The organism is Caballeronia sp. LZ065 (assembly GCF_031450975.1).
In the GTDB taxonomy this organism is placed as follows: domain Bacteria; phylum Pseudomonadota; class Gammaproteobacteria; order Burkholderiales; family Burkholderiaceae; genus Caballeronia.
Genome location: NZ_JARUXV010000001.1, coordinates 2542818 through 2559716, shown reverse-complemented (window position 1 = coordinate 2559716; position 16899 = coordinate 2542818). Strand labels below are relative to the sequence as shown.

The 16899-nt window shown below is 64.4% G+C and carries 16 protein-coding genes; 3 read left to right on the top strand and 13 right to left on the bottom strand.

Annotated elements, in window-relative coordinates; genetic code table 11:
* Positions 1 to 55: 55 nt before the first annotated feature.
* The 10 genes from QCE63_RS11810 to urtA form a co-directional block, all read right to left on the bottom strand.
* Positions 56 to 775: an amino acid ABC transporter ATP-binding protein gene (locus QCE63_RS11810; protein ID WP_309833022.1), complete on the bottom strand. Its 720-nt coding sequence runs from the start codon at positions 773 to 775 to the stop codon at positions 56 to 58.
* Positions 762 to 1412, bottom strand: a complete 651-nt coding sequence (locus QCE63_RS11805; protein WP_309833021.1) for an amino acid ABC transporter permease — start codon at positions 1410 to 1412, stop codon at positions 762 to 764. The genes QCE63_RS11810 and QCE63_RS11805 overlap by 14 nt, the downstream gene beginning before the upstream one ends.
* Positions 1409 to 2086 (bottom strand): amino acid ABC transporter permease, encoded by a 678-nt coding sequence (locus tag QCE63_RS11800; protein ID WP_309833020.1) that lies wholly within the window; start codon positions 2084 to 2086, stop codon positions 1409 to 1411. Before QCE63_RS11800 ends, QCE63_RS11805 begins: the two co-directional genes overlap by 4 nt.
* An 18-nt stretch (positions 2087 to 2104) precedes the next feature.
* Positions 2105 to 2902 (bottom strand): transporter substrate-binding domain-containing protein, encoded by a 798-nt coding sequence (locus QCE63_RS11795; RefSeq protein ID WP_309833019.1) that lies wholly within the window; start codon positions 2900 to 2902, stop codon positions 2105 to 2107.
* A gap of 180 nt (positions 2903 to 3082) precedes the next feature.
* Positions 3083 to 3943, bottom strand: coding sequence for an urease accessory protein UreD (locus QCE63_RS11790; RefSeq protein ID WP_309833017.1), 861 nt, complete (start codon positions 3941 to 3943; stop codon positions 3083 to 3085).
* 29 nt (positions 3944 to 3972) lie between these two features.
* Positions 3973 to 4665, bottom strand: a complete 693-nt coding sequence (gene urtE, locus QCE63_RS11785; protein WP_309833016.1) for an urea ABC transporter ATP-binding subunit UrtE — start codon at positions 4663 to 4665, stop codon at positions 3973 to 3975.
* A gap of 776 nt (positions 4666 to 5441) precedes the next feature.
* Positions 5442 to 6311, bottom strand: a complete 870-nt coding sequence (urtD, locus tag QCE63_RS11780; RefSeq protein WP_309833015.1) for an urea ABC transporter ATP-binding protein UrtD — start codon at positions 6309 to 6311, stop codon at positions 5442 to 5444.
* On the bottom strand, positions 6308 to 7513 hold the full coding sequence (urtC, locus tag QCE63_RS11775) for an urea ABC transporter permease subunit UrtC (protein ID WP_309833013.1): 1206 nt from the start codon (positions 7511 to 7513) through the stop codon (positions 6308 to 6310). The genes urtD and urtC overlap by 4 nt, the downstream gene beginning before the upstream one ends.
* 3 nt (positions 7514 to 7516) lie before the next feature.
* Positions 7517 to 9121 carry an urea ABC transporter permease subunit UrtB gene (gene urtB, locus QCE63_RS11770; protein WP_309833011.1) on the bottom strand — a complete coding sequence of 535 codons (1605 nt, stop codon included), beginning with the start codon at positions 9119 to 9121 and terminating at the stop codon, positions 7517 to 7519.
* 110 nt (positions 9122 to 9231) lie between these two features.
* Complete coding sequence (urtA, locus tag QCE63_RS11765) at positions 9232 to 10545, bottom strand: urea ABC transporter substrate-binding protein (protein WP_309833010.1); 1314 nt, start codon at positions 10543 to 10545, stop codon at positions 9232 to 9234.
* Positions 10546 to 10935: 390 nt separating this feature from the next.
* Here urtA and QCE63_RS11760 point away from each other — a divergent pair, with 390 nt between their 5' ends.
* Complete coding sequence (locus QCE63_RS11760; protein WP_309833009.1) at positions 10936 to 11589, top strand: DUF433 domain-containing protein; 654 nt, start codon at positions 10936 to 10938, stop codon at positions 11587 to 11589.
* A 43-nt stretch (positions 11590 to 11632) separates the two neighbouring features.
* On the top strand, positions 11633 to 11971 hold the full coding sequence (locus QCE63_RS11755; RefSeq protein ID WP_309833008.1) for a hypothetical protein: 339 nt from the start codon (positions 11633 to 11635) through the stop codon (positions 11969 to 11971).
* A gap of 47 nt (positions 11972 to 12018) precedes the next feature.
* Here QCE63_RS11755 and QCE63_RS11750 read toward each other — a convergent pair whose 3' ends face one another.
* From QCE63_RS11750 to QCE63_RS11740, 3 genes are all read right to left on the bottom strand, one after another.
* Positions 12019 to 13335, bottom strand: a complete 1317-nt coding sequence (locus tag QCE63_RS11750) for an MFS transporter (RefSeq protein ID WP_309833007.1) — start codon at positions 13333 to 13335, stop codon at positions 12019 to 12021.
* Positions 13336 to 13797: 462 nt separating this feature from the next.
* Positions 13798 to 14574: an SDR family oxidoreductase gene (locus QCE63_RS11745; protein ID WP_309833005.1), complete on the bottom strand. Its 777-nt coding sequence runs from the start codon at positions 14572 to 14574 to the stop codon at positions 13798 to 13800.
* Between the two features lie 41 nt (positions 14575 to 14615).
* Positions 14616 to 16055: an aldehyde dehydrogenase family protein gene (locus QCE63_RS11740; protein WP_309833003.1), complete on the bottom strand. Its 1440-nt coding sequence runs from the start codon at positions 16053 to 16055 to the stop codon at positions 14616 to 14618.
* A 238-nt stretch (positions 16056 to 16293) separates the two neighbouring features.
* Between QCE63_RS11740 and ppa the strand changes: the two genes are divergently transcribed.
* Entirely contained in the window at positions 16294 to 16821 is a 528-nt protein-coding gene (gene ppa / locus QCE63_RS11735) for an inorganic diphosphatase (RefSeq protein ID WP_309809382.1), read from the top strand.
* The last annotated feature ends 78 nt before the right edge of the window (positions 16822 to 16899 follow it).

Genomic DNA, 16899 nt, shown 5'->3' with positions numbered 1-16899 from the left:
CACCGGAACGTCTTGTTTCGTTAGCCTGCTTCCGTTCTTACGGACGGCTTGCGGCTCACTGGATGAAGCGCTGCAACTCCACGGTCGAGGGCCGCTCGAAGATCGCGTCCGGCGCGCCGGATTCCCACACGCGTCCCTGATGCATGAACACGACCTTGTCGCTCACCTTGCGCGCGAAGCGCATCTCGTGCGTGACCATGATGAGCGTCATGCCGTCGCGGGCGAGGTCTTCCACCACGGCCAGCACTTCGCCGACGAGTTCGGGATCGAGCGCCGAGGTGATCTCGTCGCACAGCAGCACGGTGGGCTTCATCGCAAGCGCGCGGGCGATGGCCACGCGCTGCTGCTGGCCGCCGGACAACTGGTCGGGAAAGGCGTCGAACTTGTCGCCGAGGCCCACGCGTTCGAGCACCGAATGCGCGGTGGCGCGGGCCTTGGCCTTGTGGATCTTCTTGACCACCGTCTGCGCGAGCATCACGTTCTGGCCGGCGGTGAGATGCGGGAACAGGTTGTACTGCTGGAACACCATGCCCACCTTGAGGCGCAGCGCGCGCAGGTCGGCGTGGCGCGCGTCCATGTGCTCGCCGTCGATTTCGATCGACCCTTCGTCGATGCTTTCCAACCCGTTCAGCGTGCGCAGCAGGGTGCTCTTGCCCGAGCCGCTGCGCCCGATGATCGACACGACCTGGCCGCGCTCGACGGAAAAGTCGATGCCCCTCAGCACCGGGTTGGTGCCGAACTGCTTCTGGAGATTGCGGGTTTCAACGAGCGGCATGCCATTTCCTTTGAAGCGTGCGTGCATAGCGCGTGAGCGGATAGCAGAGCACGAAATAGATCACGGCCACGAGTCCATACACGAGGAAGGGCCGGAAAGTTGCATTCGAAATCATCGTGCCGGCCTTGGTGAGCTCGGTGAAGCCGATGATCGAAACCAGCGCCGTGTCCTTGACCGCCTGCACGGCGAAGCCCACCGTGGGACCGACGGCGATGCGCAGCGCCTGCGGCAGGATCACGTGGCGCAGCTGCTCGAAGTAGCTCATCGCGAGCGATGACGACGCTTCCCACTGGCCCATCGGCACGGCTTCCACGGCGCCGCGCCAGATCTCCGCGAGATAGGCGCTGGTGAAAAGCGTGAGGCCGATGGTCGCCGCGAACCACGGCGCGACATCGACGCCGAGCAACGGCAGGCCGAAGAACACGAGGAACAACTGCATCAGCAGCGGCGTGCCCTGGAAAATCTGGATATAGCCCTTGACGAGCATGCGCAGGACCTGGGACTTCGACACGCGCATGACGAGCAGCGCGAAGCCGACGATGCCGCCCAGCACGAACGACACGATGGACAGCACGATGGTCCAGCGCGCCGCGAGCAACAGGTTCTCGACGATCTGCGCGAGGGTGAATTCGATCATCGCGCGTGGCTCCGGCTGGCGGTGAGGAAACGCTTGCCGGCCACGTTGAGGACGGTGCGCAACACGAGGGCCATCACGAGATACGCGCCGGTGATGAAGAAGCACGTCTCGAACGCGCGGAAATTGCGTGACTGGATATAGCTCGCCGCGTAGGTGAGATCGGGCACGGAGATCTGCGAGACGACCGCTGAGCCGAGCATCGTGATGACGATCTGGCTCGTCAGCGCGGGAAACACCTTGGCGAGCGCCTGCGGCAGCACGACATGGCGGAAGGTCTCGCCGCGCGACAGCGCCAGCGACGCCGCCGCTTCGTGATGTCCCTTCGGCACGGCCGCGATGCCCGCGCGGATGATCTCGGTGGAATAGGCGCCGAGGTTGAGCGTCATCGCGAGAATGGCGGCGACGTACTCGCTCAGGTGGATGCCGAGCGCCGGCAAGCCGAAGAACACGAAGAACAGCTGCACGATGAACGGCGTGTTGCGGATTGCCTCGACATACGCGCCGACGAGGGCATTCAGCGACGGGCGCGGACTGTCGCGCCCGGCCGCGCCGAGCACGCCGAGCGAGACGCCCAGCGCGGTCGAGACGGCGGTGAGCGCAAGCGTCGTCGCCGCGCCGCTCGCGAACATGCCCGCGTATTGCGCGAGATCGGAGAACTCAAGTTCGTAGGCCATGCTATGCCCCGCTCCCGGTCACAGGGTGGCGGGCAGCGGCTGCCTGAACCACTTCTTCGACAGGGTGTCGAGCGTGCCGTCCTTCTTTGCCTGTGCGATCGCGCCGTCGACCTTGGCGAGCAGACGCGGCTCGTTCTTGTTCATGCCGACGAAGCACGGCGAATCCTTGATGACGAACTTGGCTTCGGGGCGGCGCGGCGGGTTCTTCGCGAGGATCGCGGCCGCGACGATGTTGCCCGCCGCGATCAGCTGCACTTGTCCGGAGAGGAAGGCGGAGATGGTCGCGTTGTTGTCTTCGAAGCGCTTGATGGTGGCGTTCGGGGCCATCTGCGAGAGCGCGATCTCTTCGAGCGCGCCGCGCGTGGCGCCGACGGTCTTGCCGGTGAGATCCGCGGGGCCGGCAACCTTGATGTCGGCGGGGCCGAACACGCCCTGGAAGTAGGGCGCGTAGGCGGTCGAGAAGTCCAGCACCTTCTCGCGCTCGGGCGTCTTGCCGAGCGACGAGATCACGAGGTCCACCTTGTTGGTCGTCAGATAGGGGATGCGGTTGGCGCTGTTGACGGGCACGAGTTCGAGCTTCACGTTCAGCGACTTGGCGAGCAAGGCGGCCATGTCGACGTCATAGCCTTGCGGCTTCATGTCCGCGCCGACCGAGCCGAACGGCGGATAGTCCTCGGGCACGGCCACGCGCAGTGTGCCGTTCTTCGCGATGGTGTCGAGCGCATCCGCGTGGGCGGCGAGGGGCGTGAAGGCGGCGAGGGAGACGGCAAGGGCGGCGAGCGCCGTGCGGCGGGCGCGGGAGAACGGGGTGTGCATCGATGATCCTTCGGTCTTGATCGGTCTTGGCGGCCGCGTGGGAAGTGCGGCTCTTGAGCGAAGGCTTAAAGCGAGAGTCGTGCCATCGGGGCGACGGTCTTGTCCTGTCGAGCTTCCCGGTTCATGGGCGCGTTGCCGCGCCCCCTTGCAGGGCAGCGTGATGCGCCATTGTGGTGCGTACTAGGTAGTCCACAGGCGAAGCGGGCGCGCTTCGACGCCATGCACGATGGGACGAAGCTGCATCCAGCATGCGGCGAGGGCGTTCTGCAGCGGTTCCATCGAGCGGCTGACGGCGCGCACGATCAGCACGCCCGGCGCGACGCAGGAGGCGGCGGCGCGCAGTTCGGCGTCGAACGGCAGGGCGGCGGTGAGGGTTTCGGCGAGCGCGTCGTCGCAGGCGGGGCCGATGGCCCACAGCGTGCCGTAGGCCGGAAAACCGGCGAGGCCCTGGGGTGAATCGCGCAGCGGGTCGTCGGCGGCGAGCAGCGTGCGTTCGAGCCAGCGCGTGGTGCCGTCGCGATGCCCGATGCGCGATAGCGCGCGGATATGGCCTTGCGTCCACTTCTCGCCGGCGGCGGCGCGGCCGAGCAGCATGGCGTCCCAGCCGATGGCGGTGGCGTCGTCGTCGAGTGTCAGGTCGAAGTCGAGCTCGATATTGGACGACTCGAACACGATGTTGTTTTGCGGCAGCCAGTCGAGCTTTGCGCCGGCGGCGAGCGTGATGTCGATGCGTTGCGTGGCGAGCCGGCCGTTGGCCTTGTACCACTTGGTGGCGCCGGGCGTCGTGATGACGGCGTGGGTGTGTTCGTGGAGGCGGATGTCGATGGAGAGGCGGTCGCCGCCCGCGACGCCGCCGGGCGGATGCACGATCACGGTGTGGCAGATGTCGGCTTCGGGATAGAGCGGGCGTTGCAGCCGCAGCGGTCCTTCGTGCTTGCGATGTGAGCAGACGGTGCGGCCGTGCTGATGCGTGAAGCCGAGTTCGAGGCGGCCGCGCCATACGTGGGGATCGGCGAGCGCGGCGTGAGATTCGTGGTGCATGGGCGATGCGGGTCAGGGGTGAGTCGGGATCATACGGCGATCAGCTCGCGCACTCCATGCTGGTCCATTTCATTGCCGGCGCCGCCTGCGATGATTTCGCCGCGGCTCATGACCCAGTAGTGGTCGGCGAGTTCGCGGGCGAAGTCGTAGTATTGCTCGACGAGCAGGACGGTCATGCCCATTTCATCGACGAGCTGGCGGAGTGTGCGGCCGATATCGCGGATGATGGATGGCTGGATGCCTTCGGTGGGTTCGTCGAGGATCAGGAGTTGGGGTTCGCTCATGAGGGCGCGGCCGATGGCGAGTTGTTGCTGCTGCCCGCCGGAGAGGTCGCCGCCGCGGCGGTGTTTCATTTCCCGTAGCACGGGGAAGAGCTCGTAGATGCGGTCGGGGATTTTTGAGGGGGCCTTGCGGCTGGCGGCGCCGACCAGCAGATTTTCTTCTACTGTCAGGCGGCCGAAAATGTCCCGGCCTTGCGGGACGTAGGCGAGGCCGCTCGCCACGCGGGTGTGGGTCGGCATGGTTGAGATCGTGGTGCCTCGCCAGGTTACGGTGCCGGTTTTGGTCGGCACCACGCCCATCAGGCAGCGGAGAAGCGTCGTTTTGCCTACGCCGTTGCGGCCTAGCAGGACGGTCAGCTTGCCTTCCGGCACGGTCATCCGCACTTCGCGGAGGATGTGGCTGCCGCCGTAGTATTGGTTCAGGTTTTCTATTTCCAACATGGGTTTTGGCCTTGCGGTTGGTTCGGTTTTGCTTTGCTTGCGCTTGTTTGTTGTCTGCTTGCGCTTCTATGGACTTCCTGTATTCGCGTCGGTCTGTTGGCACTGCCCCTCCCCGGGGCGGGGGTAACTTTCTTTGCGGCTGCAAAGAAAGTCACCAAAGAAAGCAGCTTTTCTTCCCGCCCAAGGGCCACCTAGCGGCGCGACACAGAAATACCTCACTGGCCCGGCACTAGCGAGTGCCCTCATAGGCCCCACGGGGCGTGGATCGCGGACCCACTGTGACAACGCGCCGTTTGACGAACTGGTGCAGCCCTTGAATGCTCCGGCGCAGCGCTACGCGCCGCCGACCGGTCAATCGGGTCTGCCGGTGCTCCCTTGCTAATGCGCCCATCTCGCCGCCTGTGCCTTCCCTCGGTTTCCCTTGCATACCCTGCGGCAGCGCGTAGCGCTGGGCCGGAACTTTTAGGTGCTGCACCAGTTCGTTAAACGGCGCGTAGTCACAGTGGGTCCGCGATCCAAGCCCGGTGGGGCCTATGAGGGCACTTGCTACTGCCGGGCCAGAAACCGGGTTCTGTGCTGCGTCCGTGTGACTACGCTGGGCGGTAAGAAAGCTGCTTTCTTTGGTGACTTTCTTTGCAGCCGCAAAGAAAGTTACCCCCGCCCCGGGGAGGGGCAATGCCAACAGACCGACGCGAACACGGGAAGTCCATAGAAGCGCAAGCGAACGACACCTGAGCGCAAGCGAACGACAACCGAGCGCAAGCAAAAGAAAACCTTCACCTCCCCAAGTACGACTCAATCACCGCCTCATCCCGCTTGACGGAATCCAGCGTCCCTTCGGCCAAAACACTGCCTTCGGCCATGACAGTAACCTTCCCATGGTCCCCAGCAAGCGCAGCAACAAACTCCATATCATGCTCAACAACCATCATCGAACATGAACCGCGCAGCGTGTTCAACAACTCGGCTAGTTCCATCGTTTCATGATCGGTCATCCCCGCCGCCGGCTCATCGAGCAGCAACAACGCCGGCTGCTGCATCAGCAACATACCAATCTCCAGCCGCTGCTTCTGCCCATGCGACAATTCCCCCGCCAGCCGCGTCGCCTGATGCTGCAAGCGTATCAACTCCAGCGTTTCCTCAATCCGTGCCTGCGCCTGCCGGTCCAGCCGCGCCCGCAGCGAAGCAAACCAGCGCTTGTCCGTCTTCATCGCCAGTTCAAGGTTCTCCCACACCGGGTGATTCTCGAACACCGTCGGCTTCTGGAACTTGCGACCAATCCCCGTACGCGCAATCACCGGCTCCGACAAACGCGTCAGATCCAGCGTCTGTCCCAGAAACACGCGGCCATCGTCAGGTCGCGTCTTGCCCGTGATGACGTCCATCATCGTCGTCTTGCCCGCACCATTCGGCCCGATCACACAGCGCAACTCACCCACATCAATGGACAACGTCAGCTTGTTCAACGCACGAAAGCCGTCGAAGCTCACCGTCACGTCCTCCAGATACAGAATCGTCCCGTGCGATACGTCAATCTCCCCCGGCGCAAGCACATGCCCCAGCCCCGCAATCCCATTCAAACCCGTGCGCTCGTCGAGCTGCGGCAGCGGCGGAAGATCCACGATCAATGCATTGTGCGCGGTCATTCCGCTGCCTCCGTATGCGCCCCGCCATGCGCCTTCCTGCGGCGCACCAGTTCAATCAGCCCCATGATGCCGTTGGGCAGCAACAAGGGCACCAGCGTGAAAATCAGTCCAAGGAAAAACAGCCAGTATTCCGCGAAATACGCCGTGAAAAAGCTCTTCGCACCATTCACCGCAAACGCGCCGATGATCGGCCCGATCAACGTGCCGCGTCCGCCCACCGCCACCCAGATCGCCATCTCGATCGAATTCGCCGGCGACATCTCACTCGGATTGATGATGCCCACCTGCGGCACATACAACGCCCCCGCAATCCCGCACAGCACCGCCGATACCGTCCAGATGAACAACTTGTACGCAAGCGGGCTATAGCCGAGAAACATCAGGCGCGTCTCGCCATCGCGCACGCCGGTCACAACGCGCCCCAACTTCGACGTAACGATCCAGCGCGCCGCGAGAAACGCCAGCACCAGTACCGCGAACGTAATCAAAAACAACGCCGTCCGCGTGCCCGCATGCACGACCGGAAAGCCCGCAATACGCTTGAAGTCGGTAAAGCCATTGTTGCCGCCAAAGCCCGTCTCGTTGCGATAGAACAGCAGCATCGCTGCGAATGTCATCGCCTGCGTGATGATCGACAAATACACACCCTTCACGCGCGATCGAAAGGTAAAGAAGCCGAACACCCACGCCAGCACACCGGGCACCAGCACCACCAGCAGCAGCGCATACCAGAGATGCTCCGTGCCCTCCCAGTACCACGGCAGCTTGTGCCAGTCGAGAAACACCATGAAGTCGGGCAGGTCGCTCTTGTACACACCCTCGCGGCCAATCGAGCGCATCAGGTACATGCCCATCGCATAGCCGCCCAGCGCGAAGAACAGCGCATGGCCCAGGCTCAGGATGCCGCAGTAACCCCACACGAGATCCAGCGCGAGCGCGCCGATCGCATAGCACATCAGCTTGCCAACCAGCGTCATCCCATATGCGGACAAGTGGAACGCGCTCGTCTCCGGCAGCACCAGCGCCGACACAGGCACGACAATGCCCATCGCGATGACGAGCGCCAGCAGCGCGATCCAGCCGCGACGCGGCAACAGCGCAGCGCGTGGCGGCAGGCCCAGCGCGAAACCGGCGCGGGCAGCGTCGGCGTCGGGTTGCGGCGCGACGTCGAGATTGGCGGACAGATTGGTCGTGGCGTTCATGACTCAGGCCTCCGCGCTGCGGCCCTTCAGGGCAAACATGCCCTGCGGACGCTTCTGGATGAACAACACGATCAGCACGAGCACCGCGATCTTCGCGAGCACCGCACCCCAGAACGGCTCCGCCGCCTTGCTGACCAGCCCGAGACCGAAGCCGCCGATCACCGTGCCCGCCAACTGGCCGACGCCGCCCAGCACCACCGCCATGAACGAATCGATGATGTAGCTCTGGCCCAGATCCGGACCGACATTGCCGATCTGCGAGAGCGCACAGCCGCCGAGGCCCGCAATGCCCGCGCCGAACGCGAACGCGTAGGAATCCACACGCGCCGTCTTCACGCCGACGCACGCAGCCATGCGGCGGTTCTGCGTCACCGCGCGCACGAACAACCCAAGACGCGTCTTGGTCAGGACCGCCCATGCAATCAGCACCACGGCCAGCGAGAAGGCGAGGATCGTCAGGCGGTTGTACGGCAGGATCAGGTTCTGCATCACGGCGACGCCGCCGCTCATCCACGACGGATTGGTCACCTGCACGTTCTGCGCGCCAAACAGGGTGCGCACGGCCTGGATCAGGATCAGGCTGATGCCGAAGGTCGTCAGCAGCGTTTCGAGCGGACGGCCATAGAGATGCTTCAGCACCAGCCGTTCGAGCACGATGCCGACCAGTGCCGCCGCCGCAAACGACACCGGCACCGCAAACAACGGATACCAGTTGAACGCGGCGGGCGCGTAATGCTGCACGAGGTTCTGCACCACATAGGTCGCATAGGCGCCGATCATCAGAAACTCGCCGTGCGCCATGTTGATCACGCCAATCAGCCCGTACGTGATCGCCAGTCCCAGCGCCGCGAGCAGCAGCACGCTGCCGAGCGACAGCCCCGCGAACAGCGTGCCGAAAATCTCGCTGCGGCGCTGGATGGAGTCCAGCGCGTAAATGCCTGCCTGCGCCGCGCCGCGCACGCGCTCATCGGGCTCGTTCCAGCTGCCGTCGGCCTTCTTCGCGACGATCGGGCGCAGCAGCTCGTACATGTCGAGGTCGTGCCGCGCCGCGACGAGCTGCGCCGCCTCCAGACGCTTGTTCACGTCGGGATCGTGCAGCGCGGTCATCGCCCAGAGCGTGTCGAGGCGCTTCTTCAATTCAGGATCCTTCTCGATGGCGCGGGCGCGGTCGATCAACGGCTTCATCGCCGGGTCCGGGCTCTTCAACAACGCGGCGATGGCATCGCGGCGCTTCGCGGTATCGGGGGAGGCGAGCTGCAGGCCGGACAGCGCGCCCGATACCTTGCTGCGCAGGATGTTGCTGAGCGTGATCGGCTGCGCATCGGGCGCTTCGACCACCTTGCCCGTGAGCGGGTCCTTGTTGCCGTCGTCGGTCTGGAGATAGACGTGACCGTCGTCGGTCGCGACGGCGGAGCCGTCCGACAATGCATTCAGCACAGCAACCGAAGGCGTGTCGGCGTTGGCGATGAGCTTGTCGATCGCGGCGGCCTTGGCTTCGAAGTCGTCGCCCGCGAGCGGCGCGAGATCGTCTTGAGTGAGCGCATGCGCCGCGAACGGCGTAAGCGCGATGCACAGCGCGCACAACATGCGCACGAGGGAACCGGTCATGATGGCCTTTCTAATGAGACTTCGAGGGCCGCGCGAGGCGGGCACGCGCGGCCTGTGCTTCAGACGACCTGCTTCAATCGTCCTGCTTCACGCCATCAACATGCCAAGCGTCAGGCGGCGCGCACGCGCTGGCGGCGCAGGAACGACGGGATCGAACTGACCACGTCCGGCTTGCCTTCGTTGCCGGCAATGAACGGGCTCCACGGCTGCGCGCGGACCGCAGTCTTGGTCTTCCACACGACGTTGAACTGACCGTCGCCGCGAATCTCGCCGATCATCACCGGCTTGTGCAGGTGATGATTGCCGTCCATCGTCAGCGTGAAGCCGGAAGGCGCGGGGAAGGTCTGGCCGATCATCGCGACGCGCACCTTGTCGACATCGGCGCTCTTCGCCTTCTCGACGGCCTGCTTCCACATGTGGATGCCGACGAAGGTCGCTTCCATCGGATCGTTCGTCACGCGCTTGTTTCCGCCCGGCAGGTTCTGCGCTTGCGCATACGCGAAGAATTCCTTCTCGAACTTCGAGTTGTTCGGGTTCTTCACCGACATGAAGTAGTTCCAGGCGGCGAGGTGGCCGACGAGCGGCTTGGTGTCGATGCCCCGCAATTCCTCTTCTCCCACCGAGAACGCGACGACCGGCACGTCGGTCGCCTTCAGGCCCTGGTTGCCGAGCTCCTTGTAGAACGGTACGTTGGAATCGCCGTTGATCGTAGAGACAACCGTCGTCTTTCCCCCCTGGGCAAAGGTCTTGATGTTCGCGACGATGGTCTGATAGTCGCTATGTCCGAACGGTGTGTAGACCTCTTGTATGTCCGCATCCTTGACGCCCTTGGAGTGGAGGAACGCACGCAGGATCTTGTTGGTCGTGCGCGGATACACGTAGTCAGTGCCGAGCAGGAAGAAGCGCTTGGCGTTGCCGCCTTCCGGTCCCATCAGGTACTCGACGGCAGGGATCGCCTGCTGGTTCGGCGCGGCGCCCGTGTAGAACACGTTGCGCGACATCTCCTCGCCTTCGTACTGCACCGGGTAGAAGAGCAGGCCATTCAGCTCCTCGAACACCGGCAGCACCGACTTGCGCGACACCGAAGTCCAGCAGCCGAACACGACGGCGCACTTGTCCTGGGTCAGCAGCTGGCGCGCTTTCTCGGCGAACAGCGGCCAGTTCGAGGCCGGATCGACCACCACCGGCTGGAGCTGGCGGCCCATCACGCCGCCGCTCTTGTTGATGTCGGCGATGGTCATCAGCGCCGTGTCCTTCAGCGACGTCTCGGAGATCGCCATGGTGCCCGAGAGCGAATGCAGAATGCCGACCTTGATCGGACCGGTGTCTCCCTGCGCGGCCTGGGCTTTCGAAATGGGAAGCTGACCTGCGAGGGCGAGCGCGCCCGACATGGAACCGAGCTTCAGCAGACTGCGACGTTTCATGAGTGTGTTCCCCTTGCCGATATGGTTGTGTGCGCAATGTCGATTGCCCGCCGCAATTTGCAAGGGCTATGCCAATCAGGGCGAAATGCCCGGGCGGCGGGCCTCCAGCGGATTTGCGGGGCAGCTTTTACGCGGCTGGGGTGGCGATCGGGGCGGGGTTTTGGTGCACGGGTGGGGTGGCGTGCATCGTTGCGGTGCGCGGATGCGAGTCTGTGATGGGATGCGGGTGAAGCGCGGGTGGTTTCAGTCGCGATCGCCGGGTGGCCGTGAAGACGACTTTTCGGAAATCTCCGTTTGGCGAATCGTTAGAATCCTCGACGGACTCGACACTCCGAAGCGCCGGTCAATCAACGACCGGTCGACACCATCGAACGATTCGCAGGCAAGCAAGTGGAACTGACGGGCATCGGACTTTATACCTTTGGCGAAGCATCGAAGCTCACCAGAATCCCGGTGAGAAATTTACGTCGCTGGCTGGAAGGGCATGCGGAACGGCACGGCACGCGAGGAACGAGCGTTTACTCGCCGCCGCTATGGACCTCCGAACTTGCCGGAGAATTGAGCGGCATGAGCTTTCACGATCTGCTGGAGAGTCGTTTCGTGCAGGCGTTCCGTCGGCATGGCGTGAGTCTTCAGGCGATTCGCGCTGCCAGCCGTCGAGCAAGAGAGCTTTTCGGCATGCCTTATCCCTTTACCTCACGCCGGTTCCAGACCGACGGGCGCACCCTCTTTGCCTCCGCACCCGGGCAAGCCGGGCAACGATATGCCTTCAACCGTTTGATCGAGCCTTCGCTCTATTGCGGCATCGAGTTTGATCAGCACGACGCGGCCATGCGCTGGTATCCGACGCCCGACAAGGCGATCGTGCTGGACCCAAAAGTCGCGTTCGGGAAGCCAATCGTGACAGGCGTCAACGTCAGGACGTCGATACTGCACGATGCATTCGTTGCGGAAGGCAACAAGAGCACGGTGGCGGCACTCTATGAAGTTCCGCTTGCTGCGGTGAACGCCGCGGTTGCATTCGAAGAAGGGGTGGCCGCGTGAGGTTTTTCGTCGACACAATCTGCCGCCGGCGTTTGCACAAGCCATGCATGCGCTGTGCGAACCTTTCGGGCTCGAGACCCGTCATCTCAAACAGATGTTTGCGCCGAACGTCGCAGATGCAGACTGGATCAACGTGCTGTCGGATCAGGGCGGATGGTCTGTGATTACCCATGACAGACGGAACAAGGGAATGGAGCGTGAGATCCTTCGCCGTGCCCGTCTGATCGTCTTCTTTCTGGATAAGGCCTGGGTGAATCATGCCTATTGGACAAAGCTTGCAATCTGGTTAGATGGCTGCCGCGTATCATCGAAGAATCAGGTTACACGGCGGGAAGCGCGGGTTTCAGGGTGCCTTTCAATTTCTCCGGCGAAGGCCGCCTGACGCAGACGACCATTTGAACCGTAAGTCCGCCGCGCTGCCCCGCGCCCCTAGCGATTCACCATCCGCGCCGGCACGCTCAACGCCAGCGCCGCGCCCAGCACCATGAAGCCGGCGAGCATGAACATCCCGCTCGCGTTCGACGCCGTCGCCTGCCTGAGCCAGCCCACCAGATACGGACTCAGAAAGCCCGCCAGGTTGCCGAGCGAATTGATCATCGCGATGCCCGCCGCCGCGCCCGTGCCGGCGAGGAACGCCGTCGGCAGGCTCCAGAACAGCGGCAGCGTCGTGAGGATGCCCATCGTGGCGAGCGTGAGTCCGAGCATCGCGAGCGTCGTATTGCCGGTCCACATCACCGACAACACCAGCCCGAGCGCCCCAAGCAGCGCCGGAATCGCGATATGCCAGCGGCGCTCGCCGGTGCGATCCGCGCTGCGGGCCGCATACAGCATGCCGATCACCGCCGCGCCGTACGGAATCGCCGAGAGCAGGCCGACATTCAGCGCATCGGACACGCCCATCGACTTGATGATGGTCGGCAGCCAGAAGCTCACGCCGTACAGACCCATCACGAACGAAAAGTAGATCAGGCTCATCAGCCACACCTTCGGGCTCGACAGGATCTTGCCGAGCGGCATGTCCTCCTTCTCGACATTGTCCGCGGCGATGTTGCGTTCGAGCAGTTCGCGCTCTTCCGCGCTGAGCCAGCGCGCCTTCGCGATGCGGTCATCGAGCTTCGCGAGCACCAGCAGTCCGACCAGCACCGACGGAATGCCTTCGAGCAGCAGCAGCCATTGCCAGCCATGCCAGCCGTGCATGCCGTCGAAGTGCGTCATGATCCAGCCGCTGACCGGCCCGCCAATCAGCCCCGACAGCGCGATCGCCGTCATGAACAGCGTCGTCATGCGGCCGCGCCGGCGCGCCGGAAACCAGTAGGTCAGATAGAGAATGATGCCGGGGAAGAAGCCCGCTTCGGCCGCGCCCAGCAGGAAGCGCATGACGTAGAACATGGCCGGGGTGGTGACGAACATCGTGAGCGCCGAGATGATGCCCCACGAGATCATGATCCGCGCGATCCACACGCGCGCGCCCACACGATGCAGGATGACGTTGCTCGGAATCTCGAAGATGAAGTAACCGAAAAAGAAGATGCCCGCGCCGAAGCCGTACACGGCGTCCGAGAGTTGCAGGTCGGCGGCCATCTGGAGCTTGGCGAAGCCCACGTTCACGCGGTCCAGATAGGCGACCACGTAGCAAAGCAACAGCAGGGGCGAGAGCCGCCATGCCACCTTGCGATAGGTTGCCTCCTCGAAGGCGGACGGCGCGCCGGCGCCGGGGCGAGGCATCGGATTGGCGGTGCTGGCCATGGTGCTTGTCTCCTTTATGGTTTTCTGGCGCGCGGAGCACGGTGCGGAACCGGCCCGCCCGCGATTACAGGCGCGTAAGGATTCTAGCCCTTCGGCCTGCGCGCCAAGGGCTTGTTTTCGCTAGGGAAAGCACGGAGGTTCGCGGGGCGCGAAGCGTCTGGCGAAGGCATGGAGCGGCGCCAGCATCGGGTTTTTACGCGCAGCGTCCGCCGTCCGTTTCGAGAGAGATTCGCGACGCGCGCCCCGGCGTAAAGAAGCCCGCCACGGCACGCGCAACGAGCTTCTACACGCAGCGTCCGCCGTCCATTTCGAGAGAGATTCGCGACGCGCGCCCCGGCGTATAGAAGCCCGCCGCGGCACGCGCAACGAGCTTCTACACGCAGCGTCCGCCGTCCATTCGAGAGAGATTCGCAACGCGCGCCCCGGCGTATAGAAGCCCGCCGCGGCGCGCGCATCGCGCGTCTACACGCAGCGTCCGCCGTCCACTTCAAGCGCGACGCCGGTGATGAATTCGGCGTCGTCGGAAGCGAGGTAGAGCGCTGCGTTGGCGATGTCCTGCGGCGTCGAGAACCGGCCCAGCGGAATCGTGGCGAGGAACTTGCGGCGGTTCTCCGGCGTGTCTTCCATGCCCATGAACTCGGAGAGCAGCGCGGTTTCGCCGATCACCGGATTGATGCAGTTCACGCGGATGCGGTCCGGGCCCAGTTCGACCGCAAGCGACTTGCTGGCGATGATCACCGCCGCCTTGCTGCCGTTGTACCAGACGAGCCCGGGACGCGGCCGCACGCCTGCCGTCGATGCCACGTTGATGAACGCGCCGCCGCCCTGATCGCGAAAGTACGGCACGAACTGTTCGACGCTCCAGTAGATGCTCTTCACGTTGACGGCATAGACGCGGTCGAACTCGGCTTCGGTGACGTCGAGCACGGGCTTGTTGCGATGCGTGGTGCCCGCGTTGTTGACGACCACCTGCACGCTGCCGAAGTCCTGAATGGCCGCGTCGTGCAGCGCCTGCCAGTCCTGCCGTTTCGTCACGTCGCCTTGCACGGCGATCGCCCGGCCATGCGCGCCCGCCAGCGACGGCGTCAGCGCGATCTCGCTGGCCACGCGCTCGGCGGCGGGACCGTTGAGGTCGTTGATGACCACGTTCGCGCCTTCGCGCGCGAACGTCTTCGCGATGCCTTCGCCGAATCCCGAGCCGCCGCCCGTCACGATCACTGTCTTGCCTTGCAGTCGCATGTCCTTGTCTCCCGATGTGAACCCTGCAAAGGATGCCAACCTCAGCCGTGCCTGATCGCGATGGTCTTCAGCGTCGTGAAGCCGTACAGCGCCTCGAAGCCTTTCTCGCGGCCGTGTCCCGAATGCTTCACGCCGCCGAACGGCAACTCGATACCGCCGCCCGCGCCATAGTTGTTGATGAACACCTGACCCGAGCGCACGCGCCGCGCAAGCCGCATCTGGCGCGCGCCGTCGCGGGTCCAGATGCCGGCCACGAGACCGTAGTCGGTGCCGTTGGCAAGGCGGAGCGCGTCGGCTTCGTCGTCGAAGGGCATGGCGGCCAGCACCGGGCCGAACACTTCCTCGCGTGCGAGGCGGTGGCTCGGCGGGACGTCGCGCAGCAGCGTCGGCGCCTGATAGAAGCCGGCCTCCGGCGCGTCGCCGACCACTTCTCCGTGCGCGGCCATCGCGATGCCGTCGTGCTGCGCATCGGAGAGAAAATCCCACACGCGCTGTTGCTGCTTCGCGCTGATCAGCGGGCCGCAGTCGAGATCGAGCTTGCTCGGCCCGACCCGCAGCGCCGCGAAGGCCCGCGCCAGCCGTTCGAGCAGCGGCTCGTAGGCCGCGCGCTCGATCAGCACGCGGCTGCCCGCCGAACACGTCTGCCCGGCGTTCTGCACGATCGCGGCGACGAGCACGGGCAGCGCGGCGTCGAAATCGGCGTCGGCGAAGACGATCTGCGGCGACTTGCCGCCGAGCTCCAGCGTGACAGGCACATGGTTGTCGGCGGCCATCTTCGTGACGGCCGCGCCCGTCGCGGGCGAGCCGGTGAAGGAAATGTGATCGATGCCCGGATGCCGCGCGAGCGCCGCGCCGGCCTCGTGTCCGTAGCCGGTGACGATGTTCAGCGCGCCGTCCGGCAAGCCCGCTTCCGCCGCCAGTTCCGCCACGCGCAGCACCGACAGGCACGCGTCCTCCGCCGGCTTCACGACGCACGCGTTGCCCGTCGCGAGCGCCGCGCCGACGCTGCGTCCGAAGATCTGCAGCGGATAGTTCCACGGCACGATGTGCCCGGTGACGCCATGCGCCTCGCGGATCGTCAGCACGGTGTAGCCGGACTGGTAGGGCAGGGTTTCGCCGTGGAGCTTGTCGGCGGCGCCGGCGTAGAACTCGAAATAGCGCGCGATGCCGGTAGCGTCGGCGCGCGCCTGCTTGAGCGGCTTGCCGGTGTCGCGCGCCTCGATCTGCGCGATCTCCTCGTGGCAGGTGGCAATCAGCATGGACAGCCGCGCGAGAATTCGGCCGCGTTCGGCCGCGCTCATCGCGCCCCACGAGCCTTCGTAGGCGGCGCGGGCGGCGGCCACCGCGCGATCGATGTCGGCGGGCGTGCCGCGCGCGATCTGCGCGAAGATCTGGCCGTCGGACGGATCGACCACGGGAATCGTCTCGCCAACCGACGGCGCGACAAAGCGGTTGTTGATGAAATGCTTCGCTTCTTCCATGCGTGTCTCCCGATGGGTGTTCGTGTCGTGAATGGAATCCGATGCTTCCTGCAATGCCGTAACCGATTATCGCGCCAACCCGGACCGGCCGGGCCGCGATGCCCGATTGGCTATAATGAGGCGATCACACGCCGCCATGCGCGGCCATGCGTGGCAAGCGCAGCGGACCGTTATCCCGGCCGTCCATGCGATTCCCGCATTTTCCTTTTTGCGACCTCAACTTCTCCAGAGAGTGCTCATGAGCTTCAACAACGTACCTCCCGGCAAGGATCTTCCGCAGGATTTCAACGTCATCATCGAAATTCCCGCGCAGAGCGATCCGGTCAAATATGAAGCCGACAAGGACATGGGCCTGCTCGTCGTCGACCGTTTCGTCGGCACCGGCATGCGCTACCCGGTGAACTACGGTTTCATTCCGCAGACGCTCTCGGGCGACGGCGATCCCGTCGACGTGCTGGTCATCACGCCGTTCCCGCTGCTGGCCGGTTCCGTGGTCCGCTCGCGCGCGCTGGGCATGCTGAAGATGACGGACGAATCCGGCGTCGACGCCAAGTTGCTCGCCGTGCCGCACGACAAGGTCTGCCCGATGACGGCGAACATCAAGTCGATCGAAGACGTGCCCGAGTATCTGCGCGACCAGATCAAGCACTTCTTCGAAAACTACAAGGCGCTCGAAAAAGGCAAGTGGGTGAAGGTCGAGGGCTGGGACGGCATTGAAGCCGCTCACAAGGAAATCTCGGAAGGCATTGCTAACTACGGCAAGTAAGCGCGCCTTTCCTGCGAGAAACGACGGCCGGCGCCCCACAGCCCCCGCCCCGGTACCATTAAGACGCCGGCATGGAGA